Below are 26,428 nucleotides of genomic sequence, written 5' to 3' on the forward strand. Positions count from 1 at the left end.
CCGACCACCGGCCCATGAAAGGCCTGTCAACGGTCGGGTACGTCACTTCCCCGGGTGTCGGCCGGCGGGAATAGATCCCGGCGCTCCTCCAGCTCCCTGATCAGGTCCTGGAGCTCCGAGCGGATCCAGTCGCGGGTGGCCACCTCGCCGAGGCGCATCCGCAGCGCCGCGATCTCCCGGGTGAGGTACTCGGTGTCCGCGATCGACCGCTCGTTCTGCTTCCGGTCCTGTTCGAGATTGACCCGGTCCCGGTCGTCCTGCCGGTTCTGCGCGAGCAGGATCAGCGGAGCCGCGTACGAGGCCTGCAGGGACAGCGCGAGCGTCAGGAAGATGAAGGGGTACTCGTCGAACTTGAGCGAGCCCGGCGCGAAGATGTTCCAGACGACCCAGACGATGATCGTCAGGGTCATCCAGACGAGGAACCGCCCGGTCCCCAGGAAGCGGGCGATCCGCTCCGAGAGCCGCCCGAACGCCTCGGGGTCGTACTCCGGAAGGAGCTTGGCCCGCCGCTCCCGCGGCAGGTCGAGCCGGATGCGGGGCCCCGGCCGGTCGCGTTCCCGGTCACGGTCCCGGTCACGCTCGCGGTCCTGCGTGCGCTCAGCCGCCATGCCCGGCCCCCTCCTCGTGGAACTCGGTCTCGCGCCAGTCCTCCGGCAGCAGATGGTCGAGCACGTCGTCGACGGTGACCGCGCCGAGCAGCGACCCGCTCTCGTCCACCACCGGCGCCGCGACCATGTTGTACGCGGCGAGATAGCTGGTCACGGCCGGCAGCGGGGTGTCCGGGCCGAGCGGCGGAAGATCGCTGTCCACGAGGGAGCTGACCAGGGTGAACGGCGGATCGCGAAGGAGCCGCTGGAAGTGCACCGTGCCCAGGTACTTGCCCGTCGGCGTCTCGTCCGGCGGCCGGCACACGTACACCTGCGCCGCCAGCGCCGGCGACAGGTCCTGCTGCCGGACCCGGGCCAGCGCGTCCGCGACCGTGGCGTCCGGCCGCAGCACGATCGGCTCCGTCGTCATCAGACCGCCCGCCGTGCGCTCCTCGTACGCCAGGAGCCGGCGTACGTCGGCCGCGTCGTCCGGCTGCATCAGCGTCAGCAGCCGCTCCTTGTCCTCCTCCGGCAGCTCGGACAGCAGGTCGGCCGCGTCGTCCGGGTCCATCGCCTCCAGGACGTCGGCCGCGCGCTCCTCCTTCAGCTTGCCGAGGATCTCGATCTGGTCGTCCTCCGGCAGCTCCTCGAGGACGTCGGCGAGCCGGTCGTCGTCGAGCGCGGCGGCGACCTCGACACGCCGCTTGGCCGGGAGGTGGTGCAGCGCGTTGGCGAGGTCGGCGGGGCGCAGCTTCTCGAAGGTGGCGACCAGGCTCTCGGCGCCCTGCCCGTGCTCCTCCAGGGAGAAGCCGGTGACGCCCGACCACTCGACGGTCAGCGTCTCGCCCTTGCGGCTCAGCACCCCGCCCTTCCCCTTGCGGACGAAGACCTTGTCGATCTCCCAGTCGCGGCGGGCGGGCAGCTGCTGGATGGCGACGTCGAGGACGGTGACCTCCTCGCCCTCCTGCCCGCCGGGCCCCACGAGCCGGACGCGCCGGTCGAGGAGTTCGCCGAGGACGAGGCGCTCGGTGGGGCGCGGCTCGAAGCGGCGCATGTTGACGACACCGGTCGTGATGACCTGGCCGGACTCCACGCCGGTGATCCGGGTCATCGGCACGAACACCCGGCGGCGGCTGAGGACCTCCACGACCATGCCGAGCAGCCGCGGCGGCCTGCGGCCGACCCGCAGCATGGCCACCAGGTCGCTGACCCGGCCGACCTGGTCGCCGACGGGGTCGAAGACCGGGACTCCGGCGAGGTGGGAGACGAAGATCCGGGGGGCGCCTGCCGCCATGCCACGCGCCTCCTCGCTGCCGCACGATTCGAGTCTTTGCCGAGCTTTGCCGGGTTCAGGCTAGCCCGTGCCGTTCCGCCCCGCCCCGGCAGCGCCTCCGTACGGCTGCTGCCGGGCGCGTCAGCCGGCCCGGGTACGCTGCGGTCTGCCGTCCCCACCGGCACGCCGGCCCTCCCGCCCGGCAGAACCCCCAGAACAGAAGACCGCCGCCCGGGTCCCCCCGTACGGGCCGCGGTCCGTGTCCCCCACGACATGAGAGGCAGCGCTGATGGCCGTTCGTGCCGCGTCGTCGCGTATCCACCGGGCCGTCGTGCCGCTCGCGCTCTGCGCCGGCCTGACCGTCGCGCTCACGGCCTGCGCCGCCGATCCGGACGAGGGGACCAACGGGGTCGGGAGACTCTCCGCGGCCGAGATCGAGGGCAAGGCGCGGACCGCCGCGGACACCGCGAGGGCGGTACGGCTCTCCGGCACCCTGGTCAGCAAGGGCGACACCTTCAAGCTGAACATGCGCCTCAAGCAGGACGGCGCCACCGGCTCGGTGACGACGAAGAACAGCACCTTCGAGCTGCTGCGGGTCGGCGAGGCGCTCTATCTGAAGGCGGACGCGGACTTCTGGTCCCACGAGACCACGGGCAGCGACAAGCCGACGGAGGCGGACGCCGAGGCCGCCGACAAGCTCGACGACAAGTACGTGAAGGTGCCGCAGGGCGACCCCGCGTACAAGCAGCTGCGCGGCTTCACCGACATGGACCTGCTGCTGACCGGGCTGACCGGGCTGCACGGGGCGAAGGTCAAGGGCGACCGGGACCAGATCGGCGGGGTCCGCACGGTCAAGGTCAAGGGCGGCGCGGACGGCGAGGGCGGCACCCTCGACGTGGCGCTGCAGGGCGACCCGTACCCGCTGCAGTTCGCACGGGGCGGGGGAGCGGGCCTGGTGGTCCTCTCCGAGTGGAACAAGGACTTCCCGCTCACCGAGCCGTCGAAGGAAGAGATCCTCGACTACGGCAAGCAGCTGCCCAGGACCTGATCCGGGGCGCCTTTCAGCGGCGCTGATCCCGGGCGCTGCCTACGGACCCGATCCCGGGCGGCGTCTACGGACGAGATCCCGGGCTGCGGCGTCTACGGACCCCGTCCCGGGCGGTGCGTCTACGGACGAGATCCCGGTTCAGCGGCGCTTGCGGCGCTTGAGCAGCAGCTTCGGGAGACCGGACGGCACCGGGTCGCGGGTCGTGGCCGCCGAGGGCAGCGGTACGGCCGCCAGGGAGCCGTCCGGCAGCTCCGTGGTCGAGGACCGGGGGTCGAGCCGCAGGACCCGGCACTCGCGCCCCCAGCGGCCCGTCATGGCCTCTCCGTCGGGTGCGTTGAGCCGCTTGCCCTTCAGCTCGGCGACCGCCGCGTCCCACTCCTCGGTGCCGTGCGCGATCTCGCGCACGGCGGCCGTCCAGGCGACGAGTCGGCCGCCCTTGTCCTTGCTGCGGACCGTGACCTCGGCCGTCCCGCCGTCCACCAGGCCCGGTAGCGGCTGCTCGCCGGGGCCGTCGCCGACGACGAACGCGGCGCCGTCGAACCAGACGTGCCAGAGCGCGCGGGCCGGGCCGGTGCCGCGGACCCACACCAGGCCGGACTTCTTGGTGGCCTCCTCGACGAGGGCGGACCCGAGCAGCTCTTCAGTCATGGTCCGAAGCCTAGGGGATGTCCTGCCGGTCAGGCCGGGCTCGCGGCCTGATGGGCAGGACGCCCCCGGCCGCCGTGCGGTCACAGCCAGCCGTTGCGCTTCAGCGTGCGGTGGATGGTGAAACAGATCGCGACGATGCCGGTCAGCACCATCGGGTAGCCGTACTTCCAGTGCAGCTCGGGCATGTGGTCGAAGTTCATGCCGTACACGCCGCAGACCGCCGTGGGGACGGCGACGATCGCCGCCCACGAGGTGATCTTGCGCATGTCCTCGTTCTGCGCGACGGTCGCCTGCGCCAGGTTGGCCTGGAGGATCGAGTTGAGCAGTTCGTCGAAGCCGACGACCTGCTCCTGCACGCGCGCGAGGTGGTCGGCGACGTCCCGGAAGTACTTCTGGATGTCGGGGTCGACCAGCCGCATCGGCCGCTCGGAGAGCAGCTGCATCGGGCGGAGCAGCGGCGTGACGGCCCGCTTGAACTCCAGTACCTCACGCTTCAGCTGGTAGATCCGGCCGGTGTCCGTACCGCGTGTCGAGCCCTTCGCGGCCGGCGAGAAGACGTCGATCTCCAGCTGGTCGATGTCGAGTTCGACGGCGTCGGCGACCGCGATGTAGCCGTCGACGACATGGTCGGAGAGGGCGTGCAGCACCGCCGAGGGCCCTTTGGCGAGCAGCTCGGGCTCGCCCTGGAGGCGGTGCCGGAGGTTGCGCAGGGAGCCCTGGCCGCCGTGCCGGACGGTGATGACGAAGTCGGGGCCGGTGAAGCACATGACCTCGCCGGTCTCGACGACCTCGCTGGTCGCGGTGAGTTCGGCGTGCTCGACGTAGTGGATGGTCTTGAACACGGTGAAGAGGGTGTCGTCGTACCGCTCCAGCTTGGGTCGCTGGTGGGCGTGGACGGCGTCCTCGACGGCCAGCGGGTGCAGCCCGAACTCGGCGGCGATACCGGCGAATTCGGCCTCGGTCGGCTCGTGCAGACCGATCCAGGCGAAGCCGCCGTTCTCCCGTACGCGGCTCATGGCGCCGCGCGGGGTGAGGCACTCGCGGTCGTCGATGCGGCGTCCGTCGCGGTAGACGGCGCAGTCGACCACGGCGCTGGAGGCCGTGTGGTCGCGGGTGGGGTCGTACGAGGTGTACGTGGTGGGGGTCTTGCGCAGGGGGTGCCGCAGGCTCGGACGGACGGCGGCGCGCAGGTCACGGATCATCGACATGGGCATGCTCCTTCACGGAGAAGCCGTCGGCGAGCGTGGAACAGCCCGGAATGGGGACGTGGAGCTACGTCGTCCACAAAGCGGGCGGCACCGAGAGGTCGCGGTGACGGCGTTCGCTACAGACAGGCAAAGGCGAGATGCTCTTCCGTCGTGCGAGATGCCGGAGAGGCGGGTCCGTACGGATACGGGCCGGGAATCACCGGAAGTACGTACGCACCGGGCTCGGGTGCGGGGCGGAAGAGCGGCTGGTACTGCCCGATCGACTTCGGTCCATCGCAGCCCCACCTCCTCCGGCCGGTCCCTCGTGAGGGATGACGTGTGACGAGTAGTCGGGAGTTCGGGACTCCCGACCAGCGGCCAAGACTATCAGCCGACTGAGGGTCAATCCCTTCCTTTGCCCGTTCCATACGCGCTTTATGCTCAAGACATGGGAGAAGTTCTTGCTCTGGTCGAGGCCCGGTTGCGGACGGCGCTCGGAGAACCGGACGCGCGGGCCGCAGTGACGTTCCTCGGCACGGACCGGATCGAGGTGCTCCGCTTCATTGACGGCGACCTCGTGCGGTACGCGACCCTCGGCATGTCCGCACAGCCGATGGCCGACCCGACCGCCGCGCTCGCCGACCCGGTCAAGGGACCGCGCGCCGAGCTCGTCCTGACGGTACGGGCCGGCCTCGCCGACACCGACAGGGTGCTCCGACCGCTCGCGGTCCTCGCCGCGACCCCGCAGGTCGAGGGCGTCATCGTGGCCGCGGGCGCCTCGCTCGACGTCGGCGACCCGCTCTGGCCGGGCGCCGCCTTCAGCTCGGTCCTGGTGGCCGAGTCGGGTGGCCTCGTCGAGGACCTGGAGCTCGACGAGCCGATGGACCCGGTGCGGTTCCTGCCGCTGCTCCCGATGACCTCGAACGAGGCGGCGTGGAAGCGGGTCCACGGGGCACAGGCCCTGGAGGAGCGCTGGCTGACGCAGGGCACGGACCTGCGCGATCCGCTGCGCAGGTCCGTGAATCTGGACTGAGGGCCGAGGGCCGAGGGCCGAGGGTCGAAGGCTGAGGGCCGGGGTCGCTCGGCGGGCGAGGACGCCGATGCCGCTCAGCCGACGCCGCTCAGCCGGCGAAGACCCCGACGCCGTCCTCCGTGGCGTGCTTCGGGGCGAGTTCCCGTGCGTCGTGGGTGAGGGCGCCGCGGCGGACCCGGACGACCACGGCGCCGAGCGCCGCGGCCACGCCCGCCACCACGAACGGCATGTGGACGTCGCTCCACTCCTCGATCTTCGGGGCGAAGTACGGGGCGGCCGCCGCGGCGAACCAGCGGACGAAGTTGTAGCCCGCGCTGGCCACCGGGCGCGGGGCGTCCGAGACGCCGAGGGCGAGTTCGGTGAAGACGGTGTTGTTGACGCCGATGAACGCGCCGGACAGGACCGTGCAGACGATCGCGGTCGTGTGGTCGCCGTATCCGAGCACCACCACGTCGACCGCGAGCAGCACCAGTGAGCCGCCGAGGACGGTGAGCGAGCCGAAGCGCCGCTGGAGCCGGGGTGCGACCAGGACCGAGAAGACGGCGAGCAGCACACCCCAGGCGAAGAACACCGCGCCGGACTTGTACGGCGTCATGTCCAGCACGAACGGGGTGAAGGCGAGCACCGTGAAGAAGGCGTAGTTGTAGAAGAACGCGGCCGCCGCGGCCGAGGCGAGTCCGCCGTGGCCCAGCGCCCGGATCGGGTCGAGCAGGGAGGTCCTGCGGGCCGGCTTCGGCTGCTCCTTGAGGAAGACCGCGATGCACAGGAAGCCGATCGCCATCAGCGCGGCGGTGCCGAAGAAGGGGTAGCGCCAGCTGGCGTCGCCGAGCACGGCGCCGAGCAGTGGCCCGCAGGCCATGCCGAGGCCGAGTGCCGACTCGTAGAGCAGGATCGCGGCCGCGCTGCCGCCGGCCGCGGCGCCGACGATCACGGCGAGCGAGGTCGAGACGAAGAGCGCGTTGCCGAGTCCCCAGCCGGCCCGGAAGCCGACGAGTTCGCCGACGGAGTCCGAGGTGCCGGCGAGGGCCGCGAAGACGACGACCAGTGCGAGTCCGGCGAGCAGGGTCCGGCGTCCCCCGATGCGGCTGGAGACGAAGCCGGTCACCAGCATCGCGACGGCGGTGATGAGGAAGTACGAGGTGAAGAGCAGCGACACCTGACTGGGCGTCGCGTCCAGGCCCTGGGCGATCGACGGCAGGATCGGGTCGACGAGGCCGATGCCCATGAAGGCGACGACGGACGCGCCGGCGGTGGCCCAGACGGCCGGTGGCTGACGCAGGATGCTGCCTCCGCCGGCGTTCTCTGCTGCGCTCTCCATGGGTGCCGCTCCTCCGCGTCGAGATGGCTGCGATATACACAGAATAAGTTAGAGCAACTAATGAGTGCAAGTTACATCTATATCTGCGGGCGGCAGGGGGTGAACGCCACGGGCCGGACGGGTGATCGTCGGTTGATCGTCCTTGACGCGGGGCTCCGGTGGTAGGACCGTTGAGCCCTATGAGGGGCGAACCCAGTTGTCCGAAGTGTGGTGGCCGGGTCAGGGCGCCCGGTCTGTTCGCCGACTCCTGGCAGTGCGACGTGCACGGCTCGGTGCACCCGCTCCAGCCCGTGATCCCGCCCAGCGTCGAGGCCCTCGGCGTCGTGGTGCACCGGTCCCACGTGCCGGTGTGGATGCCGTGGCCCCTGCCTGTCGGCTGGCTCTTCACCGGAGTCGCGTACGCCGGTGACGACCGCAGCGGCGGACGCGCGACCGCCGTCGCCTGCTCGGGACCCGGACCGCTCGGCGGTATCGGCGAGTTGCTCCTGGTCGCCGAGGAACTCGGCGTCGGCCTCGGTGCCCGGTACGCCGGCATCGACGGCCCCGACCCCGGCGCGGGCATGGCCATCGACAAACCCCCGCAGACGAAGGTCCTCGCCGCCGGACGGCCGACCCCGCTCTGGCACGTCAACGGCGCACCGCAGGACCGCGCGGTCTTCGCGGGGGAGGCGCGCGGCCTCTGGCTGTGGGCGATCGTCTGGCCCGAGCAGTCCGGGCTCCTGATGTACGACGAGCTGGTCCTGACGGACCTGCGCGACGCGGGCGCCGAGGTCGAACTCCTGCCGTGCGGAGCGCTGACACCGAGGCTGCTGAGCTGACGCGCGCCCGGCCGGTCCGGCCGGCTCCTTCCGTACGGGCGTGTTCGATTCGCCCGTTATGCTGGAGCGTCCCTCGTCCGTGCCGAAGTCCTGGAGTCCGCGTCGTGCGCATCGACCTGCACACCCACTCCACGGCCTCCGACGGTACGGACTCCCCGGCCGAGCTCGTCCGCAACGCGGCCGCCGCCGGGCTCGACGTCGTCGCGCTGACGGACCACGACACCACCCGGGGCCACGCCGAGGCGATCGCGGCACTGCCCGAGGGGCTGACCCTCGTCACCGGGGCCGAGCTGTCCTGCCGGGTCGACGGCATCGGCCTGCACATGCTCGCGTACCTCTTCGACCCCGAGGAGCCCGCGCTCCTCGCCGAGCGTGAGCTCGTCCGCGACGACCGGGTCCCGCGCGCGCGGGCCATGGTCGGCAAGCTCCAGGAGCTCGGCGTTCCCGTCACCTGGGAGCAGGTCGCCCGGATCGCCGGCGACGGCTCCCTGGGCCGTCCGCACGTCGCCGAGGCGCTCGTCGAGCTCGGGGTCGTACCGGATGTGTCCGGGGCGTTCACGCCCGAGTGGCTCGCCGACGGCGGCCGGGCGTACGTCGAGAAGCACGAGCTCGACCCGATCGACGCGATCCGTCTGGTCAAGGCGGCCGGCGGCGTCACCGTCTTCGCGCACCCGCTCGCCGTCAAGCGCGGCCAGGTGCTGCCCGAGGCCTCGATAGCCCGGCTCGCCGAGGCCGGACTCGACGGCATCGAGGTCGACCACATGGACCACGACGAGGCGACGCGGGCGCGGCTGCGCGGGCTCGCGAAGGAGCTGGGTCTGCTGACCACCGGCTCCAGCGACTACCACGGCAGCCGCAAGACCTGCCGCCTCGGCGAGTACACGACCGACCCCGAGATCTACGGCGAGATCACCCGCCGTGCCGCGGGGGCCTTCCCGGTCCCCGGCGCGGGGGGAACCGCCGCCTAGCCTCTGGCTGCCGGGCTCCACGGGGTCCGGACCCCTTCCGCGGGACCCGTCTCCCGGCCGGTCGGCCGGGAGGTCCGGCGCGCTCCGTGCCCTGACCCGTGTCCGGGTGCGGGCCGCGCGGTCTGTCCGCGTGCCTGCCCAGTGGCTTCTCTCCTCCTGGTCCGCCCCCGCACGGCTCCGTGCCGTGACGCGGGGTGGCGCTCTTCCTGCCCTGCTTTCGGAATCCCGCATTCCGCCCCGCCGGGCCACACCCCACCGTTCGACCTCTCCTGCAAGGCACCCCACCGTGTTCGACGTCGCCGTCTTCGGCTCGCTGTTCCTGACCCTCTTCGTGATCATGGATCCCCCCGGGATCACCCCGATCTTCCTCGCCCTCACCTCCGGCCGCGCCGCCAAGGTGCAGCGCCGGATGGCCTGGCAGGCCGTCGCCGTGGCCTTCGGCGTCATCACCGTCTTCGGTCTGCTCGGCCAGCAGATCCTGGACTACCTGCACGTCTCCGTCCCCGCGCTGATGATCGCGGGCGGTCTCCTGCTGCTGCTCATCGCGCTCGACCTGCTCACCGGCAAGACCGACGAGCCCCAGCAGACCAAGGACGTCAACGTCGCCCTGGTGCCGCTCGGCATGCCGCTGCTCGCCGGCCCCGGCGCGATCGTCTCGGTCATCCTGGCCGTCCAGAACGCCGACGGCGCGGCCGCGCAGGTCTCCGTCTGGGCCGCCATCGTCGCCATGCACGTCGTGCTCTGGCTGACCATGCGGTACTCGCTGCTGATCATCCGGGTCATCAAGGACGGCGGCGTCGTCCTGGTCACCCGGCTCGCCGGCATGATGCTCTCCGCCATCGCGGTGCAGCAGATCATCAACGGCATCACACAGGTGATCCAGAACGCCTGACGCGCCGGGGAGTGCGCCCACCGGGGCGCCGGACCCCGGACACCACTGCGCCCCCGTACGGATTCCGCTCTTGCGAAGTCCGTGCGGGGGCGCGGTGCGTGGTGTGGACCGGGCCTGCTATGAGGCCGAGGTCTCGGCGGGGCGGATCCAGATGCGCTGGCCGATCGAGGCGGCCTGCTGCACGATCCGGTTGACGGAGGCGGCGTCCACGACGGTCCGGTCGACGGGCGTGCCGTCGATGTCGTCGAGTCGCAGGATTTCGAAGCGCACAGGCTTCTCCCTTCGTCTGAGTTGATCCTCCTGATGGAGAACTGCGTTACGTATGGATCCAACGACATGCATCCTGCAAACATTCCTTACGCTAAGGAAAATTTTCGGATGCCTAACTACTGGCGGGTAGGAGGGTGTGGCGGCCAGGCCCCGAGCGGCGGACAATGAGCCCCGTATGAACGACGCAGACACCACTCAGGTGACCGAGACCGACGCCCGCCTGCGCGCACTCGACGTGCGCCTGGAGCGCACCAATGAGCTCCTCCAGCGGATGCTGGCCGAGGTCGCCAAGACCCCCTCCACCCACGCCATCTTCGTCGACGCGGGTTACGTCCATGCTGCGGCCGGGTTGCTGGTGACGGGAACCGAGGACCGGCGCTCCTTCGACCTCGACGCCGAAGGCCTCATCGAGGCCTTCATCGACAAGGCCCGCACGATCTTCGCCGACAGCAGACTGCTCCGCGTCTACTGGTACGACGGGGCCAGACGCCGTATCCACACCCCCGAGCAGCAGGCCATCGCCGAGCTGCCCGACGTCAAGGTGCGCCTCGGCAACCTCAACGCCAACAACCAGCAGAAGGGCGTCGACTCCCTGATCCGCACCGATCTGGAGTCCCTCGCCCGCCACCGCGCCATCAGCGACGCCGCCCTCGTCGGCGGCGACGAGGACCTCGTGTCGGCCGTCGAGGCCGCCCAGGGCTACGGCGCCCGCGTCCACCTCTGGGGCATCGAGGCGGCCGAGGGCCGCAACCAGGCCGAGGCGCTCCTCTGGGAGGTCGACAGCCAGCGCACCTTCGAGCTCGACTTCTGCCGCCCGTACGTCACCCGCCGCCCCGTCACCACGTACGAGAACGAGGGCGAGCCGCCGCCGTCCCGCGAGGAGGTGCGGTTCGTCGGCGCCCAGATCGCGGCGACCTGGCTCGGCGAACGCGGCCGGGACCGGCTCGCCGAACTCCTGCCGGGCGCGCCCTATCTGCCCGGGTCCGTCGACCAGGACCTGCTCGTCGAGGCGGAGCGCCTCCTCAGCCGGTCCCTGCGCGGCCACGCCGCACTCCGGCGCGCCCTGCGGGACGGCTTCTGGCAGCACCTCAAGGGGCAGTTCTGACGGCTGCCCGCGGGGCCGGGGTCAGCGGGCGGTGCTGCCGACTCCGGTGGGGGCCGCCGTCCGCTCCCAGAAGCCGGTGAGGCGGTCCGTCAGCTCCTGCGGGTGCGACACATTGGGGGAGTGGCCGGCACCCGCCACCACCGTGTGGTGCGCGCCCGTGCGCGCGGCCGCCGCCGCGAGCGTGGCCGTGGGCCAGACCATCTCGTCCGCCCCGTACGCGATGTGCAGCGGCATCCGCAGCGCGGCGAGGTCCGCCGTACCGTCCTGACGGCTGAGCAGCAGCCGCCCCGCACCCGCCAGTTGCGCGATCCGGGTCCGCATCCAGCGCCGCCGCAGGAAGCCCGCGAGCTGCGGCGCGTCGTCCGTGTCCGGCTCCTCGCCCCGGCTGTCGAGCCAGCACATCGCCTGCCACACCCGCTCCTTCGGCAGGAACGCGAGGGAGACGCGCAGCACGCGCACCCGGACTCGCTGTGGCCTGGCCACCCGGCCGGGGCCCGAGGAGAGCAGGGTGAGGGAGCGGAAGGCGGCCGGGGCGAGCGCGGCGGCCGCGCGGGCCACCAGGCCGCCGAACGAGTGGCCGAGCAGATGGACCGGGCCGTCGCCGAGCGCCGAGGCCTGTGCCACCGCGTCGAGCGCGAGCGCCCTGCGACGGTAGCCGGCCCGGCCGCGGGGGCCCGGGGACTGGTACTGACCGCGCCCGTCCACCGCCACGGCCCGGTATCCGGCCTCGCTCAGCGGGCCCAGCAGGGCCAGGAAGTCCTCCTTGCTGCCGGTGTACCCCGGCAGCAGCAGCACCGTCCCGCGCCGCTCGCCCCGGGGCTCCGTGTCGAGCACGGCGAAGTCGCCCCGCGCGGTCACGAGGTGGTGGGCACGGGTGCCGGGCGGCAGGACGAGGGACCGGGGCTTGCTCATATCTGGACTGTAACCGCGCGCACCGGGGACGGCCCGAGGCCCCTGCCCGTACGGCGACCGCTGACGACCGCTTCCGGTCACACGACCGCGGCCCGGCCCCTGGGGAGGGGCCGGGCCGCGGTCACGAGGGCGGGCGGGATCAGCTCTCGGGCTGAGCGGCCGCCGCCTTCTTGGTGGTGCGACGGCGCGGGGCCTTCGGGGCCTCGGCGGCCTCGGCGGTCTCGGCGACCGGCTCCGCGGCGGCCTTCTTCGTCGTACGGCGACGGGCCGGCGTCTTCGGCTCCGAGGCGTCGGGCGCCTCGGCGACGACGGCCTTCTTGGCCGCGCGACGACGGGGAGCCTTCGGGGCCTCCTCGGCGGCCGGAGCCTCGACGAGGGCGGCGGTCTCGGCGACCGGCTCCGCCACGGCCTTCTTGGCCGTACGGCGACGGGGAGCCTTCTTCGGCTCCTCGACCGGGGCCTCGACGACCGTGGTCTCGGCGACGGCGGCCGGAGCGGCCTCGACGACCGGGGCCTCGACGACGACGACCGGGGCCTCGACGACCGGGGTCGTGACGATCACGGTCGCGGCCTCGGTGGACGTGGCCGGCGAACCGGCGGCCTTGCGGACCACCCGGCGACGCGCGGGCTTCTTCGGCTCCTCCTCGACGACCGGCGCGGGCGCCGGCTCGACGACGGGCTCGACGACCGGGGTGGAGGTCACCGGCGAACCGGCGGCCTTCCGCACCACACGGCGACGACGCGGCGCGGGAACCTCGGCCGTGACCGCCGCGGCGGCCTCGACCACGGGCGCGACAGCGGCCGTGACCGGCTCGGCCACCACCGGAGCTGCGGCGACGGTCTCGGCGACCGGCTCCGTGACGGCCTTCTTGGCGGTACGGCGACGGGGGGCCTTCTTCGGCTCCTCGGCGACCGGGGCCTCGACGACCGGCGCCACGGCGACGGGCGCCTCGACGGCCGGCGCGGCCTTCGCGGCGCGCAGGGCGGCCGCGGCCGTCTCGACCGTCTGGAACGACACGGTGTCCTCGACCGGGCGGGCCACCCGGGGACGACGACGGCGCGGGGCCGGTGCCGACTCCTGGGCCACCGGGGCCGGGGCGGCGGGCGCGCTGCGCACGGCCTCCGGACGGGCGGCGGTACGGCTGCGGCGGCGCGGGGTCTTCGGCTCGGCGGCCGGGGCCTCGACCACGGCGGCCTCGACGACGGGAGCCTCGGTCACGGGCGCCGGAGCGGCGTCCTCGACCACGGTCCGGGCTGCCGGAGCCTTCCGCTCGGCCTGGGCGATCGCCGCAGGCGCGGCCTGGGCGACCGGAGCCGTCTGCGCGACCTGGGTCACCGGCGCGGAGCCCGGGGCGCCGACGCGGGTGCGACGGCGGCGGCGCGGGGTGCGCGGGCCGGACTCGGCCATCGCCTCGTCCGCCACCGGCGCGGTCTCCACGGCCGGGGCCGCGGACACCGCCGGCGCCATGGCGTCGAGCTCGCCGCCACGGGTGCGCCGGCGCTGACGCGGGGTCCGCGTCCGCTCGGGGCGCTCCTCGGTCCGCTCGGTCCGCTCGGCCCGGTCGTTCTTCGGGCCGCGCGCACGGCGTCCGCCGGGCTCGCCCAGGTCCTCGAGCTCCTCCGCGCCCAGACCCGCACGGGTCCGCTCGGCGCGGGGCAGGATGCCCTTGGTGCCCGCCGGGATGTCCAGCTCCTCGAAGAGGTGCGGAGACGAGGAGTACGTCTCGACCGGGTCGTTGAAGTCCAGCCCGAGCGCCTTGTTGATGAGCTGCCAGCGCGGGATGTCGTCCCAGTCGACCAGGGTGACGGCCGTGCCCTTGTTGCCCGCGCGGCCGGTGCGGCCCACGCGGTGGAGGAACGTCTTCTCGTCCTCGGGCGACTGGTAGTTGATGACGTGGGTGACGCCCTCGACGTCGATGCCGCGCGCGGCGACGTCGGTGCAGACGAGCACGTCGACCTTGCCGTTGCGGAAGGCGCGCAGCGCCTGCTCGCGGGCGCCCTGGCCGAGGTCGCCGTGGACCGCGCCGGAGGCGAAGCCGCGACGCTCCAGCTGCTCGGCGATGTCGGCCGCCGTGCGCTTGGTGCGGCAGAAGATCATCGCGAGCCCGCGGCCGTTGGCCTGCAGGATGCGGGAGACCATCTCCGGCTTGTCCATGTTGTGCGCACGGTAGACGTGCTGCTTGATGTTGGCGACGGTCACGCCCTCGCCGTCGGGCGAGGTGGCGCGGATGTGCGTCGGCTGCGACATGTAGCGGCGGGCCAGGCCGATGACCGCGCCCGGCATGGTCGCCGAGAACAGCATCGTCTGACGCTTCGGCGGAAGCATGTTCATGATCTTCTCGACGTCGGGCAGGAAGCCCAGGTCGAGCATCTCGTCGGCCTCGTCCAGGACGAGGACCTTGACGTGGGACAGGTCGAGCTTGCGCTGGCCCGCCAGGTCGAGCAGACGGCCGGGGGTGCCGACGACGACGTCGACGCCCTTCTTCAGCGCCTCGACCTGGGGCTCGTACGCCCGGCCGCCGTAGATGGCGAGCACACGGACGTTCCGCACCTTGCCGGCGGTCAGGAGGTCGTTGGTGACCTGCTGGCACAGCTCGCGGGTGGGGACGACGACGAGCGCCTGCGGGGCGTCGGTGAGCTGCTCGGGCTTGGCCCGGCCGGCCTCGACGTCCATGGGGACGGTGACGCGCTCCAGGATCGGCAGACCGAAACCGAGGGTCTTGCCCGTGCCGGTCTTGGCCTGGCCGATGACGTCGGTGCCGGTGAGGGCGACCGGGAGGGTCATCTCCTGGATGGGGAAGGGGGTGACGATGCCGACGGCCTCAAGGGCTTCGGCCGTCTCGGGAAGGATTCCGAGTTCTCGGAAAGTCGTAGTCAGGGTGCTGCCTCTTCTGTGGACGCGGTGCGAGGCGAACGAAGGGGGTCGTACCGTGCCGGGAACTGCCGACGCGATCGGAAAGACCGCTGCCGGGTGGCACGGGACCACTGCCGTCGCTCGAGCGTCGTACCGCTGAGGTGACCCTTCCGCGGGTCCGCCGGAAGGGCTGTCGGGCCGGAGCCGATCGGGCCACCGACCGGGCATCCTCATTCATGAGTCGGCCCACCGGATACGTCCGAACGTGCGAAAGCATGTCCGCATACTCAGCAGGCGCCTTATCACTGTACCCCGGAATCGCGCATGTGTGTTGGGAGAAATGGTGATGAGGGCACGGTCACACTGACTGACCAGCGCCTTCCCCCAGTGCCCGAGCGGGCTATTGTGCGCTCCATGGAGACGCCTGACAACGCCACACCCACCGGGATCGCAGCCAAGGACTGGGCGACGGCTTCCGTCGAGCCGCAGTACCGCGCCGCCGTGATCGACCTCCTCGGCGCCCTCGCCTACGGAGAGCTCGCGGCCTTCGAACGGCTCGCCGAGGACGCCAAGCTCGCGCCGACCCTCGCGGACAAGGCGGAGCTGGCGAAGATGGCCTCCGCCGAGTTCCACCACTTCGAGCGGCTGCGCGACCGCCTCGCCGCCGTCGACGCCGAGCCGACCGCGGCCATGGAGCCCTTCGCCAAGGCGCTCGACGACTTCCACCGCCAGACCGCGCCGTCGGACTGGCTGGAGGGCCTGGTCAAGGCGTACGTCGGCGACTCGATCGCCAGTGACTTCTACCGGGAGGTCGCGGCCCGCCTCGACTCCGACACGCGGGGACTCGTCGTCTCCGTGCTCGACGACACCGGCCACGGCAACTTCGCCGTCGAGAAGGTCCGCGCCGCGATCGACGCAGACCCGCGCGTCGGCGGACGGCTCGCGCTCTGGGCGCGCCGTCTGATGGGCGAGGCGCTCTCGCAGGCGCAGCGCGTGGTCGCCGAGCGCGACGCGCTGTCGACCATGCTGGTCGGCGGTGTCGCGGACGGCTTCGACCTCGCGGAGGTCGGCCGGATGTTCTCCCGGATCACCGAGGCCCACACCAAGCGCATGGCCGCGCTCGGTCTCGCCGCCTGAGCATCACCCGTACGAAGACGCTCCCGTGCGGGGAGTTCCCGTACGAAGGCGGTCCCGTCGTACGGGAAGGGGACGCGCGGCGCTGTTCACGCCGCCGCTGATCGTCGCAGCCTGCGCGAGGCCGGCCGGATCAGCAGCGAGAGCAGCACCGCCGCCACCGCCACCGCACCGACCAGGGTGGCGAGGAAGTGACCGGGACCGAGGGCCCCGTGGGTGACGAGCGCGCCGAAGACGCCGCCCAGCGCGCCGGTGGCGAGGACGATCACCCGGACGGGGAGGCGGTCGGGCAGCCGGTGCGCGGCGGCCCAGGCCAGGGCGAAACCGAGCAGGGCGGAGCCGAGGGCTTCCAGGAACACGGCGGATCACCTCGCGAGGGGTGCGGGGCGGGTGGTGCGGTCGAACCCCTCCTACCCCAGGGCTCCGGAACGCAATCCTCCCGTACGCCCTGACGTGGCCATTCGGACATACGAGGGCACGGCGGGACGACACGCGCCCGCATGGCGAAGGGCCCGGTGGACCGTGACGGTCCACCGGGCCCTTCCCGCAGATCCTGGGCTCAGAGCGCGCCGAAACCCACGCGGCGCACGGCGGGCTCGCCGAGCTCCACGTACGCGATCTTCTCGGCCGGGATGAGGATCTTGCGGCCCTTCTCGTCCGAGAGGCTGAGCAGCTGCGCCTTGCCGGCCAGCGCGTCGGCCACGGCGCGCTCCACCTCCTCGGCGGACTGCCCGCTCTCCAGAACGATCTCCCGGGGTGCGTGCTGCACGCCGATCTTGACCTCCACGGCTATGTCCCTCCGAACGGTCAGCGTTGCGCGAATACCGCGCCGTACGCTGCACACATTAGCCCGGTGAGGGGACGGGTACGGCTCAGTCGCGGCACGCCAGGAGCGAACAGCCCGCGGGAATGCTCAGTGACCCTCGGCGCTCAGCTGGCCGTCCACCGCGTGCAGCGGGAAGCCGGCGATGCCGCGCCAGGCGAGCGAGGTCAGCAGTCCGACCGCCTTGTCGCGCGGGATGGCGGACCCGCTCGACAGCCAGTAGCGGGCGACGACCTGGGAGACGCCGCCCAGACCCACGGCGAGCAGCATCGACTCGTCCTTGGAGAGGCCGGTGTCCTCAGCGATGACGTCGGAGATCGCCTCGGCGCACTGCAGGCTCACCCGGTCCACGCGCTCGCGTACGGCGGGCTCGTTGGTCAGGTCGGACTCGAAGACGAGCCGGAAGGCGCCGCCCTCGTCCTCGACGTACGCGAAGTAGGCGTCCATCGTGGCCGCGACGCGCAGCTTGTTGTCGGTGGTGGAGGCGAGGGCCGTGCGCACCGCCAGGAGGAGGGACTCGCAGTGCTGGTCGAGCAGGGCCAGGTAGAGCTCCAGCTTCCCGGGGAAGTGCTGGTAGAGCACCGGCTTGCTGACGCCGGCGCGCTCGGCGATGTCGTCCATCGCGGCCGAGTGGTACCCCTGGGCGACGAAGACCTCCTGGGCGGCGCCGAGGAGCTGGTTCCGTCGGGCACGTCGCGGCAGGCGCGTGCCCCGAGGGCGTGCTGCCTCTGTCTGCTCGATGGCGCTCACGCGGCCTCCCAAAAATCGATCCATGCACACTGTCGCGCGCGCCGCCATCGTACTTTTGGGTAACCCGGCTGTGCGCGGTGCGGACGCAGAATTTCACGGACCGGACGTCCGGGTCGACAGTCGATTCAAAAGTAGACCGAACAAATCGGCGGTAGTCGTCCGATCAGCGGTAGTCGTCCTCGTCCAGGGTGACGACCCGTGCCTGTTCGGACGAGTCCGCCTCGTTCGCCGAGTCGCGCTCGACATGGGTGAGCGGTTCGTCGTCGCGTTGCTGCAGTTCGGTGTGTTGCTCGGCAGCGTCGGCCTCCGGGATTTCCTGGTCCAGCACGACGTCCTCTTCCTCGGTGAATGTGTCCGGCTCGGTCGGATCGACAGTCATGAGGTTCCTTCCGGAGCTACGGGTCGCGGTCGTCTCCGATGGCCCTCTCTCCGAGCGTAGGAGCACACGCGGCTCGCCGCACACGCACCTGTGACGGCACCCACACGTCTCCGCGCGTGATCGTCTCGTAATATTGCGGCCATGTCGTCGACCGAGCTGCCGGAAACCCGGACCGCCGCCGCGCCCTCCGCGTCGCGCCCCGCGCGCGCCGTACGGGTCGCCGACGGCGAGGAGCTCCGCTCCGTCTCGCTGCCAGGACTCACCCTCACCGTGCGTGCCCGGCCGGGCGTCGAGCCCGGTCTGCCGCCCGCGCTGTACGTCCACGGCCTCGGGGGTTCCTCCCAGAACTGGTCCACCCTGATGCCGCTGCTCGCGGACCTCGTCGACGGCGAGGCGGTCGACCTGCCCGGCTTCGGCGACTCGCCGCCGCCCGACGACGGCAACTACTCGGTCACCGGGCACGCGCGCGCCGTCATCCGGCTCCTCGACTCCACGGGTCGCGGACCGGTCCACCTCTTCGGCAACTCGCTGGGCGGCGCCGTCGCCACCCGCGTCGCCGCGGCGCGTCCCGACCTGGTCCGCACCCTCACCCTCGTCTCGCCGGCGCTGCCCGAGCTGCGCGCCCAGCGCACGGCATGGCCGACGGTGCTGCTCGCGGTGCCCGGCGTCGCCTCGGCCTTCGCGAAGCTCACCAAGGACTGGACGGCCGAGCAGCGCGTCCGCGGTGTCCTCTCGCTCTGTTACGGGGACCCCGGCCGGGTCACCGACGAGGGCCTGCGGCACGCCGTGGAGGAGATGGAGCGGCGTCTGGAGCTCCCTTACTTCTGGGACGCCATGGCCCGCTCCTCGCGCGGCATCGTCGACGCGTACACGCTCGGCGGCCAGCACGGACTGTGGCGGCAGGCCGAACGGGTTCTCGCACCGACGCTCCTCGTCTACGGTGGGCGCGACCAGCTCGTCTCGTACCGGATGGCCCGGAAGGCGGCCGCGGCCTTCCGCGGCTCACGCCTGCTGACCCTTCCCGAGGCGGGGCACGTGGCGATGATGGAGTACCCCGAGACGGTCGCGCAGGCCGCCCGGGACCTGATCGCCGATCACGGCGGGAGCTGATCCGGGGCGTGGGACGACATAGTCGCAAGGGCTCCGCGCCCTCGGTGGCCGACACCGGACAACAGGCGGCGGCCCCACAGGCTCCGCCGGCGGCCGGAGCACCGGGCACGCAGGCGGGCCGCCCGCCGCAGGGCGGCACCGGACGCCGCCGCAGGACCGCGGGCGGCGGAGGCCAGGACCCGGCGGGGACCCCGGCCCATGGCACCCCGATGTACGGGACCCCCGGGTATGGGACCCCCGCGCACGGGACCCCCGGGTACGGGACCCCGGCGCACGGCGCTCCGGCGTACGGGACCCCCGCGCACGGGACTCCCATGTACGGGACCCCCGCGCACGGCACTCCCGCATACGGCGGTCCCGGTTACGGCGGCGGGGCCTACGACACCGGGGCGCACGCGGCCCTCGGGACCCCCGCGCACGGTGTCCCCGTCTACGGGAGCTCCGTACGGGGCGGACATCCGCAGCACGAGGAGGGCTCCGCGCCCCGGCCGTACGCCCCCCGGCACGGCAACCCCCGTACCGAGGAGACCGAACAGGCCGCTCCCCAGGCGCCGTTCATCCCCGGCCCCCGCCGCGAGACCCTCCCCGAGGCCGAAGAGCCGACCGGCAGGGGCGGCCTCGGCCGCACCCTCACCGGCGTCGCGGCCGCCGCCGTCGCCACCGTCCTCGCCGTCGTGGTCACCGGACAGGTCGCCGACCAGGACGAGGCCCCGGGTGCGGCCCGTGCCGCCGGACAGCCGGACGAGCGGGCATCGGACGACACCTCCGCCTCCCGTTCCGACGAGCGGGCCGCCCCGTCGAGCCCGGCCGCGTCCGCCCCGGCCACCCCGCCGCCTCCGCCGACGTACGAGCAGCTGATCGCCCGCCAGTACCCGATCGACCCCAAGCTCAAGGGCTCCGGGGGGTTCAAGGCCGTGCCCGGCTTCCAGAAGGCCCCCGGCAAGGGGAATCTGGTCCGCTACCGGATCGACGTCGAGGAGGGCCTCGGCCTCGATCAGAACCTCTTCGCCACAGCCGTGTTCAAGACCCTCAACGACCGCCGCAGTTGGGCCGGGAACGGCGAGATGACCTTCGAGCGCATTTCCAGCGGGGAGCCCCAGTTCGTCATCACGCTCGCCAGCCCCGGCACCACCGGCGTCTGGTGCGAGAAGTCCGGGCTCGACACCCTGGCCGAAAACGTGTCCTGCGACTCGGCGCAGACGGACCGCGTGATGATCAACGCGTACCGCTGGGCGCAGGGCTCGGAGACCTTCGGCCCCAAGGCGATGTTCGCGTATCGCCAGATGCTCATCAATCACGAGGTCGGACACCGGCTCGGGCACGGCCATGTGAACTGCGCCACTCCCGGCGCCCTCGCCCCCGTGATGCAGCAGCAGACGAAGTCCCTGAACATCGACGGAATCAAGTGCCGTCCCAACCCCTGGGTGCACCCCGGGAGTTGAGATCCGCCTCGGTCCTTCGATGATCACATTCTGAGACGGGCGTCTCGGGAATTGTCGAACCGCGTTGACATCGTTCGCGCGTTCGTTCATATTTCTCGGCATGTCGCACCGTCACGTCGTCTCCGATCGCGCCGCCTTCGAGCTGGCGCTCATCGGCGTGGCCGGACATTCCGTCGCCGACATTCTCTGTAGCTGACGCCTGCCCGAGCGCCCGTCGGCCTTGCCATTTCCCGCATTGCCGACGGCTTTCCGCGCCCGGGTGTTCTCTCCCCGCAGGCGCGGCTTTTCTTTCTGATTCCCTGTGCTCGGTCACTCCCTTCGGATGCCGCCGCTCGCCGCTGCCTGCGTGGAATTCCCCTTCCCGTACCCGCAGTTCTCCGAGAGGTTTTCTCCGATGCGTCAATCGTCCGTCGTTTCGCGCCGCGTGGCAGCGACCGCCGTCAGTCTCGTCCTGACCCTGGGCGTCGCCGCCTGCGCGGGACCCGAGGACACCGGCGCCAAGGGCGGCACCTCCGGCAAGGCCGCGGGCGCCCCGCAGAAGGGCGGCACGCTCACCGTCCTCAACAGCGAGGCCCAGACCGACTTCGACCCCGCCCGCCTCTACACCTCCGGCGGCGGCAACGTCCCCTCCCTCGTCTTCCGTACGCTCACCACCCGCAACCGCGAGGCGGGCGCCGCCGGCACCCAGGTCGTCCCCGACCTCGCCACCGACACCGGCCGCCCCAACAAGGACGCCACGGAGTGGACGTACACGCTGAAGGAGGGCCTGAAGTTCGAGGACGGCACGCCCATCACCAGCGCCGACATCAAGTACGGCATCGAGCGCTCCTTCGCCGCCGAACTCTCCGGCGGAGCCCCGTACCTGCGCGACTGGCTCGTCGGCGGCGACACGTACCAGGGCCCCTACAAGGACAAGAAGGGTCTCGCGTCCATCGTCACTCCCGACGCGCGGACCATCGTCTTCCAGCTGAAGAAGCCCGAGGGCGAGTTCCCCTTCGTCGCCACCCAGACCCAGTTCGCCCCGGTCCCGAAGGCCAAGGACACCGGTGCGAAGTACGAGGAGCACCCCGTCTCCTCCGGCCCGTACAAGGTCGTCGAGAACGACAACGACGGCGAGCGCCTCACCCTGGAGCGCAACGAGCACTGGGACCCCAAGACCGACGAGGAGCGCAAGGCCTACCCGGACAGGATCGACGTCCGGTCCGGTCTCGACGAGGCCGTGATCAACCAGCGCCTCGCCACCTCCACCGGCGCCGACGCCTCCGCGATCACCACCGACACCAACCTCGGCCCGGCCGAGCTCGCCCAGGTGGGCTCCGACAAGGCCCTCGCCGCCCGCGTCGGCACCGGCCACTTCGGCTACACCAACTACATCGCCTTCAATCCCAAGGTGAAGCCCTTCGACAACCCGAAGGTGCGCCAGGCGATCTCGTACGCGATCAACCGCACCAGCGTCGTCAACGCGGCCGGCGGCTCCGCGCTCGCCGAGCCCGCCACCACCTTCCTGCCCGAGCAGAAGTCCTTCGGCTTCACGCCGTACGACCACTTCCCGGCCGGGAAGACCGGTGACCCGGAGAAGGCCAAGGCCGTCCTGAAGGAGGCCGGATACCCGAACGGGCTCACCGTCACCCTGCTCCACTCCACCGCCCAGAACCGCACCACCAGCCCCGAGATCGCCACCGCCGTCCAGGAGGCGCTCGGCAAGGCCGGCATCACCGTCAAGCTCGACGGCCAGCAGCCCAACTCCTTCAACGAGAAGCGCTGGAGCGTCAAGGACGCGCCCGGCTTCTTCCTCTCCCGCTGGGGTGCCGACTGGCCGGCCGGCGGCCCGTTCCTCGCGCCGATCTTCGACGGACGCCAGATCGTCACCAACGGCTCGAACTACAACCACGCGCAGCTGAACGACCCGGCGGTCAACAAGGAGATCGACGAGATCAACAAGCTGACCGACCTCAAGGCCGCCGCCGCCCGCTGGGGAGCCCTCGACAGGAAGATCGGCGAGCAGGCGCTCGACGTGCCGCTCTTCCACCCCGTCTACAAGCGGCTCGTCGGCAAGAACGTCAAGAACGTCGTCATCAGCGACTGGACCGGCGTCCTCGACATCTCGCAGGTCTCGGTCAAGTGACCGCTCCGACCGACACGACGGCGCCCGTGGCGGGCCTCCCCGCCACGGGCGCCGCCCGGCAGGTGTGGCGACGGCTCCGCACCCGCCCCGCCGCCCTCGTCTCCGCCGCCGTCCTCCTCCTGCTCGTCCTCCTCGCCCTCGGCGCACCGCTGCTCGCCGCCCTGGAGGGCCAGGACGCGAACGCGTACCACGACGACCTCGTCGACTCGGCCCGCGGCGGCGTCCCGTACGGCGCCTTCGGCGGCGCGAGCGCCGACCACTGGCTCGGCGTCGAACCCGGCACCGGCCGCGACCTGTTCGTCCGCCTCCTCTACGGCGCCCGGATCTCCCTGCTCGTCGCCGTCGGCGCCACCGCCGTCCAGATCCTCATCGGCGTCCTCGTCGGCCTCGCCGCCGGCCTCGGCAACCGCTGGGTCGACGGCGTCCTCGGCCGGGTCACCGACGTCCTCGTCGCCCTCCCGATGCTGGTCCTCGCCGTCGCCCTCACCGCCGTCGTCCCGCGCGGCTTCCCCCGGCCCCTGCTGCTGATCCTCGTCATCGGCTTCCTCGGCTGGGCCGGGACCTCCCGGATCGTGCGCGCCCAGACCCTCACCCTCAGAAGCCTCGACTTCGTCGCGGCCTCCCGGCTCGCGGGCTCCGGGCCGTGGCGGACCGCCCGCCGCGAGCTGCTGCCCTCCCTCGCCGCGCCCGTCATCACCTACGCGGCGATCCTCGTCCCCACCAACATCGTCGTCGAGGCGTCCCTGTCGTTCCTCGGCGTGGGCGTCACCCCGCCCACCCCGTCCTGGGGACAGATGCTGTCGACCGCGCAGACCTGGTTCCGCGCCGACCCCGCGTACGTCCTGCTGCCCGCCGGACTGCTCTTCGTCACCGTGCTCGCCTTCACCGTCCTCGGTGACGCGGTCCGCTCGGCCCTCGACCCGCGCGAGGCGAGCCGGCTGCGCGTCGGCACCCGCAAGGAGGCCTCCTGATGACCCGCTTCGTCCTCAAGCGGCTCGCCGGCGCCGTGCTCGTCCTGCTGGCCCTCTCGGTCCTCGTGTACTCGCTCTTCTACCTGGCGCCCGGCGACCCCGCGCGGCTCGCCTGCGGCGAGCGCTGCAACCCGCAGCAGATCGCCCAGGTCCGCGAGCAACTCGGCCTGAACGACAGCATGTTCGTCCAGTACCTGCACTTCCTCCAGGGCGTCTTCGTCGGCCGCGACTACTCCACCGGCGTCTCCCTCGTGCACTGCGACGCGCCCTGCCTCGGGCTCTCCTACCAGAGCGACCGGCAGGTCACCCAGCTCGTCCTGGAACGGCTCCCCGCCACCGCCTCCCTCGTCGTCGGCGCGCTGGTCGTCTGGCTCGTCGTCGGCGTCGGCACCGGACTGCTCTCCGCGCTCCGCCGGGGCGGCCCCACCGAGCGGATCCTGACCCTGCTCACCCTCGCCGGGAGCGGCACCCCCGTCTTCATCCTCGGACTGCTGCTCCTCATGGCCGTCTGCGCCTACCTCCAGTGGCTGCCCTTCCCCAGCTACGTGCCGTTCGGCGAGAACCCCGAGCAGTGGGGCTGGAACCTGCTCCTTCCCTGGCTCACCCTCGGCCTCTTCGAATCCGCCAAGTACGCCCGACTCACCCGGAGCGCCACCCTGGAGACGCTCGCCGAGGACCACATCCGCACCTTCCGCGCCTACGGGGTGGGGGAACGGTCCGTCGTCACCCGCCACGCGCTGCGCGGCGCCGTCCCGCCGGTCATCGCGATCAGCGCCGTCGACCTCGGCTCGATGTTCGGCGGGGCCGTCCTCACCGAGTCCCTCTTCGGCATCCCCGGGCTCGGCAAGACCCTCATCGACGGGGTGAAGGCGATCGACCTGCCCGTGGTGGTGGGCGTGGTCATGGTGACGGGCACGTTCGTCGTCCTCGCCAACGTCCTCGCCGACCTGCTGTACGCGGCCGCCGACCGAAGGGTGGTCCTGACGTGACCCCGATCGTCGAAGTAACGGACCTCACCGTCGAGTTCGCCCGGTCCGGCGGTCCCGTCCGGGCCGTCGACGGCCTCTCCCTCACCCTCGACGAGGGCCGGGCCCTCGCCCTCGTCGGCGAGTCCGGCAGCGGCAAGTCCACCGTCGCCGGCGCCCTCCTCGGCCTCCACCGGGGGACGGGGGCGCGGGTCGGCGGGGCCGTGCGGGTCGGCGGCATCGACGTCGGTACGGCGGGCCCCGACGAGCTGCGGCGGCTGCGCGGCGGAGTCGCCGCCATGGTCTTCCAGGACCCGCTGTCCGCCCTCGACCCCTACTACGCCGTCGGCGACCAGATCGCCGAGGTGTACCGCGTCCACGCCGGAGGCTCGCGGCGGGCCGCCCGCGCCCGCGCCGTCGAGGTCCTCGACCGGGTCGGCATCCCCGACGCGGCCCGCCGCTCCCGCTCCCGTCCGCACGAGTTCAGCGGCGGCATGCGACAGCGCGCCCTGATCGCGATGGCCCTCGCCTGCGAGCCCCGGCTCATCGTCGCCGACGAACCGACCACCGCCCTCGACGTCACCGTGCAGGCCCAGATCCTCGACCTGCTGCACGAGCTGCGGCGTGAGACGGGCACGGCGCTGCTGCTCGTCACCCATGACGTGGGCGTCGCCGCCGAGAGCGTCGACGAGGTGCTCGTCATGCAGGACGGCCGGGAGGTCGAACGCGGACCCGTGGGCGGGGTGTTGGGAGCGCCGGCGGAGCCGTACACGAGGAGGCTGCTCGCCGCCGTGCCCCGGCTCGACGGGCCGGTGCGCGAGCCCCTGGAGAAGGGGCAGCCGCTTCTCGAAGTCCGCGACCTGCGGCGTGTGTTCGGGCGGGGACCGAAGGCGGTGACCGCCGTCGAAGGTGCCTCGCTCACCCTCCACGCGGGCGAAACCCTCGGCGTCGTCGGGGAGTCCGGCAGCGGCAAGACCACCCTCGGCCGCATGCTGGTGCGGCTCCTCGACCCGACCGGCGGCCAACTCCGCTACGGAGGAAGGGAGATCGGGGCCCTGCCGGAGAAGGAACTGCGCCCGTACCGCCGCGAACTCCAGATGGTCTTCCAGGACCCGGTCGCCTCGCTCAACCCGCGCCGCTCCGTCGGCGAGTCGATCGCCGACCCGCTGCGGGTGGCGGGGGAGCGGGACGAGACCCGGATACGGGGCCGGGTGCGGGAGCTGCTCGACCGGGTCGGGCTCGACCCCGACCGGTACGAGGCCTACCCGCACGAGTTCAGCGGCGGGCAGCGCCAGCGGGTCGGCATCGCCCGCGCGCTCGCCGCCGAACCCCGGATCGTCGTCTGCGACGAACCCGTCTCCGCCCTCGACGTCACCACCCAGGCCCAGGTGACCGCGCTGCTCGCCGAACTCCAGGCCGAACTCGGCCTCGGGCTCGTCTTCATCGCCCACGACCTCGCCGTCGTCCGGCAGGTCAGCGACCGGGTCGCCGTCATGCGCGGGGGCCGGATCGTCGAGCAGGGCACGGTCGCCGAGGTGTACGGCGCGCCCCGGGACCCGTACACCCGGCAGCTGCTCGCCGCCGTCCCGTCCCTCGACCCGGTCCGTGCGACGGAACGCCGGGAACTGCGCCGCGAAGGACGCCAGGAACTGGCCGTTGCCTGACCCTCCGTGACCGCTCTGGCGCGTACCGCGACAGAACGCTACCGGGGTGGGAAAGTTACGTGCATTCACCCCTTCTGGTGGTGCGACGGACAACCGTCCGTCGCACCACCGGTATCTCCGCTTACGTTCTTCCCGCTGCGAGTCGCCGGACC

26 protein-coding genes are annotated in these 26,428 nt (G+C 72.2%); 14 read left to right on the forward strand and 12 right to left on the reverse strand.

The features are described from left to right. Positions 1 to 26 precede the first annotated feature (26 nt). A complete protein-coding gene (locus E0F75_RS11245; protein WP_187622371.1) occupies positions 27 to 608 on the reverse strand; it encodes a DUF1003 domain-containing protein in 582 nt (193 codons plus the stop codon). Then, positions 598 to 1,881 carry a magnesium transporter MgtE N-terminal domain-containing protein gene (locus E0F75_RS11250; protein ID WP_187622372.1) on the reverse strand — a complete coding sequence of 428 codons (1,284 nt, stop codon included), beginning with the start codon at positions 1,879 to 1,881 and terminating at the stop codon, positions 598 to 600. The genes E0F75_RS11245 and E0F75_RS11250 overlap by 11 nt, the downstream gene beginning before the upstream one ends. Positions 1,882 to 2,149: 268 nt before the next feature. Between E0F75_RS11250 and E0F75_RS11255 the strand changes: the two genes are divergently transcribed. Next, a complete protein-coding gene (locus E0F75_RS11255; RefSeq protein ID WP_187622373.1) occupies positions 2,150 to 2,908 on the forward strand; it encodes a hypothetical protein in 759 nt (252 codons plus the stop codon). 138 nt (positions 2,909 to 3,046) lie between these two features. Here the strand turns inward: E0F75_RS11255 and E0F75_RS11260 are convergent, their stop codons facing one another. Both E0F75_RS11260 and E0F75_RS11265 read right to left on the reverse strand, forming a co-directional pair. Beyond that, entirely contained in the window at positions 3,047 to 3,556 is a 510-nt protein-coding gene (locus E0F75_RS11260; protein WP_187622374.1) for a hypothetical protein, read from the reverse strand. A gap of 80 nt (positions 3,557 to 3,636) precedes the next feature. Next, positions 3,637 to 4,764, reverse strand: a complete 1,128-nt coding sequence (locus E0F75_RS11265) for a magnesium and cobalt transport protein CorA (RefSeq protein WP_187622375.1) — start codon at positions 4,762 to 4,764, stop codon at positions 3,637 to 3,639. 427 nt (positions 4,765 to 5,191) lie between these two features. Between E0F75_RS11265 and E0F75_RS11270 the strand changes: the two genes are divergently transcribed. Next, entirely contained in the window at positions 5,192 to 5,776 is a 585-nt protein-coding gene (locus E0F75_RS11270) for a suppressor of fused domain protein (RefSeq protein WP_187622376.1), read from the forward strand. Positions 5,777 to 5,864: 88 nt separating this feature from the next. On the opposite strand, the gene E0F75_RS11275 is transcribed toward E0F75_RS11270, so the two are convergent. Then, a complete protein-coding gene (locus tag E0F75_RS11275) occupies positions 5,865 to 7,094 on the reverse strand; it encodes an MFS transporter (protein WP_187622377.1) in 1,230 nt (409 codons plus the stop codon). A gap of 179 nt (positions 7,095 to 7,273) precedes the next feature. On the opposite strand from E0F75_RS11275, the gene E0F75_RS11280 reads away from it, so the two are divergent. From E0F75_RS11280 to E0F75_RS11290, 3 genes are all read left to right on the forward strand, one after another. Then, positions 7,274 to 7,912 carry a DUF6758 family protein gene (locus E0F75_RS11280; RefSeq protein WP_030320720.1) on the forward strand — a complete coding sequence of 213 codons (639 nt, stop codon included), beginning with the start codon at positions 7,274 to 7,276 and terminating at the stop codon, positions 7,910 to 7,912. A 104-nt stretch (positions 7,913 to 8,016) separates the two neighbouring features. Beyond that, on the forward strand, positions 8,017 to 8,880 hold the full coding sequence (locus E0F75_RS11285; RefSeq protein ID WP_187622378.1) for a PHP domain-containing protein: 864 nt from the start codon (positions 8,017 to 8,019) through the stop codon (positions 8,878 to 8,880). A 286-nt stretch (positions 8,881 to 9,166) separates the two neighbouring features. Beyond that, entirely contained in the window at positions 9,167 to 9,772 is a 606-nt protein-coding gene (locus E0F75_RS11290) for a MarC family protein (protein ID WP_187622379.1), read from the forward strand. Positions 9,773 to 9,889: 117 nt separating this feature from the next. On the opposite strand, the gene E0F75_RS11295 is transcribed toward E0F75_RS11290, so the two are convergent. Continuing rightward, complete coding sequence (locus tag E0F75_RS11295) at positions 9,890 to 10,042, reverse strand: hypothetical protein (RefSeq protein WP_086024648.1); 153 nt, start codon at positions 10,040 to 10,042, stop codon at positions 9,890 to 9,892. Between the two features lie 175 nt (positions 10,043 to 10,217). Here E0F75_RS11295 and E0F75_RS11300 point away from each other — a divergent pair, with 175 nt between their 5' ends. After that, on the forward strand, positions 10,218 to 11,147 hold the full coding sequence (locus E0F75_RS11300; RefSeq protein WP_187622380.1) for an NYN domain-containing protein: 930 nt from the start codon (positions 10,218 to 10,220) through the stop codon (positions 11,145 to 11,147). A gap of 21 nt (positions 11,148 to 11,168) precedes the next feature. Here the strand turns inward: E0F75_RS11300 and E0F75_RS11305 are convergent, their stop codons facing one another. Together E0F75_RS11305 and E0F75_RS11310 are read right to left on the reverse strand one after the other, a co-directional pair. Beyond that, positions 11,169 to 12,059, reverse strand: coding sequence for an alpha/beta fold hydrolase (locus E0F75_RS11305; RefSeq protein ID WP_187622381.1), 891 nt, complete (start codon positions 12,057 to 12,059; stop codon positions 11,169 to 11,171). A gap of 139 nt (positions 12,060 to 12,198) precedes the next feature. After that, a complete protein-coding gene (locus E0F75_RS11310; RefSeq protein ID WP_229312641.1) occupies positions 12,199 to 14,844 on the reverse strand; it encodes a DEAD/DEAH box helicase in 2,646 nt (881 codons plus the stop codon). Between the two features lie 483 nt (positions 14,845 to 15,327). Here E0F75_RS11310 and E0F75_RS11315 point away from each other — a divergent pair, with 483 nt between their 5' ends. Then, the gene (locus E0F75_RS11315) at positions 15,328 to 16,050 is read left to right on the forward strand and encodes a ferritin-like fold-containing protein (RefSeq protein ID WP_187622383.1); all 723 of its coding nucleotides are present in this window, start codon (positions 15,328 to 15,330) and stop codon (positions 16,048 to 16,050) included. Positions 16,051 to 16,136: 86 nt separating this feature from the next. On the opposite strand, the gene E0F75_RS11320 is transcribed toward E0F75_RS11315, so the two are convergent. From E0F75_RS11320 to E0F75_RS11335, 4 genes are all read right to left on the reverse strand, one after another. Further along, positions 16,137 to 16,406 (reverse strand): hypothetical protein, encoded by a 270-nt coding sequence (locus E0F75_RS11320; protein ID WP_187622384.1) that lies wholly within the window; start codon positions 16,404 to 16,406, stop codon positions 16,137 to 16,139. A 200-nt stretch (positions 16,407 to 16,606) separates the two neighbouring features. Then, positions 16,607 to 16,834: a DUF3107 domain-containing protein gene (locus E0F75_RS11325; protein WP_030207540.1), complete on the reverse strand. Its 228-nt coding sequence runs from the start codon at positions 16,832 to 16,834 to the stop codon at positions 16,607 to 16,609. A gap of 126 nt (positions 16,835 to 16,960) precedes the next feature. Next, the gene (locus E0F75_RS11330) at positions 16,961 to 17,620 is read right to left on the reverse strand and encodes a TetR/AcrR family transcriptional regulator (RefSeq protein ID WP_030320731.1); all 660 of its coding nucleotides are present in this window, start codon (positions 17,618 to 17,620) and stop codon (positions 16,961 to 16,963) included. Positions 17,621 to 17,783: 163 nt separating this feature from the next. Further along, entirely contained in the window at positions 17,784 to 17,999 is a 216-nt protein-coding gene (locus E0F75_RS11335) for a hypothetical protein (RefSeq protein ID WP_030320733.1), read from the reverse strand. Positions 18,000 to 18,140: 141 nt separating this feature from the next. On the opposite strand from E0F75_RS11335, the gene E0F75_RS11340 reads away from it, so the two are divergent. From E0F75_RS11340 to E0F75_RS11365, 7 genes are all read left to right on the forward strand, one after another. After that, a complete protein-coding gene (locus E0F75_RS11340; RefSeq protein WP_187622385.1) occupies positions 18,141 to 19,109 on the forward strand; it encodes an alpha/beta fold hydrolase in 969 nt (322 codons plus the stop codon). Between the two features lie 8 nt (positions 19,110 to 19,117). Next, positions 19,118 to 20,551, forward strand: coding sequence for a DUF3152 domain-containing protein (locus E0F75_RS11345; protein WP_187622386.1), 1,434 nt, complete (start codon positions 19,118 to 19,120; stop codon positions 20,549 to 20,551). A 100-nt stretch (positions 20,552 to 20,651) separates the two neighbouring features. Continuing rightward, a complete protein-coding gene (locus tag E0F75_RS40705; RefSeq protein ID WP_323185783.1) occupies positions 20,652 to 20,747 on the forward strand; it encodes an Ms4533A family Cys-rich leader peptide in 96 nt (31 codons plus the stop codon). A gap of 198 nt (positions 20,748 to 20,945) precedes the next feature. Beyond that, the gene (locus E0F75_RS11350) at positions 20,946 to 22,676 is read left to right on the forward strand and encodes an ABC transporter substrate-binding protein (protein ID WP_187622387.1); all 1,731 of its coding nucleotides are present in this window, start codon (positions 20,946 to 20,948) and stop codon (positions 22,674 to 22,676) included. Beyond that, positions 22,673 to 23,647 carry an ABC transporter permease gene (locus E0F75_RS11355; protein WP_187622388.1) on the forward strand — a complete coding sequence of 325 codons (975 nt, stop codon included), beginning with the start codon at positions 22,673 to 22,675 and terminating at the stop codon, positions 23,645 to 23,647. The genes E0F75_RS11350 and E0F75_RS11355 overlap by 4 nt, the downstream gene beginning before the upstream one ends. Continuing rightward, the gene (locus tag E0F75_RS11360) at positions 23,647 to 24,636 is read left to right on the forward strand and encodes an ABC transporter permease (RefSeq protein WP_187622389.1); all 990 of its coding nucleotides are present in this window, start codon (positions 23,647 to 23,649) and stop codon (positions 24,634 to 24,636) included. The genes E0F75_RS11355 and E0F75_RS11360 overlap by 1 nt, the downstream gene beginning before the upstream one ends. Then, entirely contained in the window at positions 24,633 to 26,276 is a 1,644-nt protein-coding gene (locus E0F75_RS11365; protein WP_187622390.1) for an ABC transporter ATP-binding protein, read from the forward strand. Before E0F75_RS11360 ends, E0F75_RS11365 begins: the two co-directional genes overlap by 4 nt. Positions 26,277 to 26,428 lie beyond the last annotated feature (152 nt).

The sequence above is a fragment of the Streptomyces sp. CB02980 genome, from assembly GCF_014451325.2.
Taxonomy (GTDB): domain Bacteria; phylum Actinomycetota; class Actinomycetes; order Streptomycetales; family Streptomycetaceae; genus Streptomyces.

Bases quoted from the DNA above. Each gene is read 5' to 3' on its own strand.
- E0F75_RS11360 (WP_187622389.1), top strand. From the start codon at position 23,647: ATGACCCGCTTCGTCCTCAAGCGGCTCGCCGGCGCCGTGCTCGTCCTG.
- E0F75_RS11245 (WP_187622371.1), bottom strand. From the start codon at position 608: ATGGCGGCTGAGCGCACGCAGGACCGCGAGCGTGACCGGGACCGTGAC.
- E0F75_RS11260 (WP_187622374.1), bottom strand. From the start codon at position 3,556: ATGACTGAAGAGCTGCTCGGGTCCGCCCTCGTCGAGGAGGCCACCAAG.
- E0F75_RS11315 (WP_187622383.1), top strand. From the start codon at position 15,328: ATGGAGACGCCTGACAACGCCACACCCACCGGGATCGCAGCCAAGGAC.
- E0F75_RS11250 (WP_187622372.1), bottom strand. From the start codon at position 1,881: ATGGCGGCAGGCGCCCCCCGGATCTTCGTCTCCCACCTCGCCGGAGTC.
- E0F75_RS11305 (WP_187622381.1), bottom strand. From the start codon at position 12,059: ATGAGCAAGCCCCGGTCCCTCGTCCTGCCGCCCGGCACCCGTGCCCAC.
- E0F75_RS11280 (WP_030320720.1), top strand. From the start codon at position 7,274: ATGAGGGGCGAACCCAGTTGTCCGAAGTGTGGTGGCCGGGTCAGGGCG.
- E0F75_RS11300 (WP_187622380.1), top strand. From the start codon at position 10,218: ATGAACGACGCAGACACCACTCAGGTGACCGAGACCGACGCCCGCCTG.
- E0F75_RS11335 (WP_030320733.1), bottom strand. From the start codon at position 17,999: ATGACTGTCGATCCGACCGAGCCGGACACATTCACCGAGGAAGAGGAC.
- E0F75_RS11350 (WP_187622387.1), top strand. From the start codon at position 20,946: ATGCGTCAATCGTCCGTCGTTTCGCGCCGCGTGGCAGCGACCGCCGTC.
- E0F75_RS11265 (WP_187622375.1), bottom strand. From the start codon at position 4,764: ATGTCGATGATCCGTGACCTGCGCGCCGCCGTCCGTCCGAGCCTGCGG.
- E0F75_RS40705 (WP_323185783.1), top strand. From the start codon at position 20,652: ATGTCGCACCGTCACGTCGTCTCCGATCGCGCCGCCTTCGAGCTGGCG.
- E0F75_RS11255 (WP_187622373.1), top strand. From the start codon at position 2,150: ATGGCCGTTCGTGCCGCGTCGTCGCGTATCCACCGGGCCGTCGTGCCG.
- E0F75_RS11340 (WP_187622385.1), top strand. From the start codon at position 18,141: ATGTCGTCGACCGAGCTGCCGGAAACCCGGACCGCCGCCGCGCCCTCC.
- E0F75_RS11310 (WP_229312641.1), bottom strand. From the start codon at position 14,844: ATGACCCTCCCGGTCGCCCTCACCGGCACCGACGTCATCGGCCAGGCC.
- E0F75_RS11275 (WP_187622377.1), bottom strand. From the start codon at position 7,094: ATGGAGAGCGCAGCAGAGAACGCCGGCGGAGGCAGCATCCTGCGTCAG.
- E0F75_RS11270 (WP_187622376.1), top strand. From the start codon at position 5,192: ATGGGAGAAGTTCTTGCTCTGGTCGAGGCCCGGTTGCGGACGGCGCTC.